1 protein-coding gene and 1 pseudogene are annotated in these 2,092 nt (G+C 43.5%); one reads left to right on the plus strand and one right to left on the minus strand.

Features of this window, described 5'->3' with window-relative positions; all coding sequences use genetic code 11:
- Positions 1-1,451, plus strand: a 1,451-nt coding sequence (locus tag APM_RS20145; protein ID WP_138919143.1) for a M48 family metallopeptidase, incomplete at its 5' end; no start/stop codon positions are given.
- Positions 1,452-1,745: 294 nt separating this feature from the next.
- On the opposite strand, the pseudogene APM_RS20150 reads toward APM_RS20145, so the two are convergent.
- Positions 1,746-2,065 (minus strand): annotated as a pseudogene (locus APM_RS20150) (transposase); the annotation flags it as partial.
- Positions 2,066-2,092 lie beyond the last annotated feature (27 nt).

The following is a 2,092-nucleotide window of genomic DNA, read 5'->3' on the forward strand; positions in this document are numbered from 1 at the left end:
CACAGAGCCAACCATACATCGTGCGGAGCGCGCAGTGGCAGTTGCTGCATGCTGTTTCAGATATCGTCTCATTTCATCCGAACAAGGCCCTGAAGCATCTTCAAAAGATGCCGAAAAGCGAAGACCAGGCGAATTTTTGGCGCGGGGTTGCCGATGCAGAAATTTATAATAATCAGAATTCTGGTAATATTCTTAGAAAATACATTAATTTTTTGTCGGCGTTACCAGTTGCATTAAGAGGACAAGTTACCCCAATTGTTGGCGAAGCACTTATTAGAACTGGAAAAGTTCATGCTTTGGAGCAATTATTTCAATTATTCCCAAATGAGAAATACCTCCGGCTGGAGAAAGCGGAGCTGCAGGAAAAATTAGGCGATAACAGAAATGCTCTAATAAGCTATCATAATATAATAAAATCGAAAAATAATCGTGATTCTGCCATCGCCTTCTCACGTATGATTATGCTTGAATATAAGTTGCATAAAATTGACGCCAAATCAGCGGCGTCGTTATTATTAAGCCATATCTATGATTGGCGGGGGGAGCATCATGAATTGTCCCTACGCTTGCATTTAGCCCAACTTCAGGCGGCTTATGGTGCATGGCCAGAGGCAATGGCCGGTTTGAATCGCGCACTTATATTATTTCCCAACGAGGCCGATTCAATTAATGGGCTGCGGCAAAAATTCTTTACGAAACTTGAAAATGATGATATTTTAAAAAAAATGAGTCCACTGGCTGCGGCCGCGCTAATTGAAGATAATATGGATCTTATACCAGGTAGTTCGCTTGGTATGCCGGTGCTAAAGATATTGTCTAGTAAACTTCTTGATCTCGGCCTCAAACATCCGTCCGAGAAAATATTAAATACAATCATAAAAACCGCAAAAAATGATCGAGAAAAATTTGAATTGTCAATCGATTTAGCAAAATTTCAAATTAGGCAAAATAATCTGGACTCGGCACAAATTATATTAAACCGAATCAACAAACCGCCCCTTTCTTTTGACCAAAAAAGAATAATTGACAAATTGAATAATGAAATAGAAACAATGAAAAATAAACATGTAGATGAAAAAATTTTCATCGGAGAAAAACATAAAAATAGTGAATTAAAAAAAATTATTATTGACGCTGACCGGAAAAAAGATTGGAAGACCGAGGAGCATGCGTTGTCTGCTCTAGCTAGACTGCAAATCCCCAAAAGTGGAATGCTTAGCAATTCTGAAGCGCAGATTGCTGTAAATTTAGCTTTTACAGCTTCAAAGATGCATGATATTTCAAAAATTAATGAAATAAAAAATGATTATATCAATAGAATTCCGGCAGGACCGCAGTCGGCTTTGTTCATGGTGATAACCGATCCACCGATATCAAAAAAAGGAAATTTGCAGGATGCAATCAGGAAAATAAAAAACTTAGAAAGTGTAGTAGGCGATAAAAAAAAATGAATGGTTCTTTTCTGATACTGGCGAGAATGCCATTTCGGAACGACTCAGGAATTATCTTGTGAGGGGTGACTTGCCAGATGTGATTGTGGGAGGTGTTCGAAGCCTTGCCGGAGACACAATATGGACTTGCAACCATCCGTGCGCAGCATAGGTTCAGTACCTTTTGCAATGACTACAGAGGATTTGATCCAAGCCGCTACTGAGGGCCATGGAGCATGGCGGGCCTTTCCTGGCTGAACGACACGCAATGGGCGGCGATCGAGCCGTTACTACCTCAGAGCCTGAATCTGAATGGTAGTGTGTGATGATCTTGTCATCGAAGCCCGGAAACCGGCGCTGGCGTTTGGCGATCAGTTGCGGATCGAAGCTGCCCGCACGGTCACGGGGAACCGCAATCTCGATCTTCTCCGTGCCGGTCGACACCGACTTGCGACCGTAGCCGTTGCGGCTGTTCTCAGCTTCCGTATCATCACTCAAATGGTAATCCATCTCCGCCCTCAGGCCCGCTCCGCCAGAGCCTTCTTCTGCGCGTTCACCAGATCACCCGAGTACAGGGCTGCCGCCGCATCATCGCCAGTCAGCAACTGATCCAGTAAGTCGTCCGGGATCGCCAGTGCTTTCCGTCATGCCATATGGGGCTT

The sequence above is a fragment of the Acidiphilium sp. PM genome (assembly GCF_000219295.1).
GTDB lineage: Bacteria > Pseudomonadota > Alphaproteobacteria > Acetobacterales > Acetobacteraceae > Acidiphilium > Acidiphilium multivorum.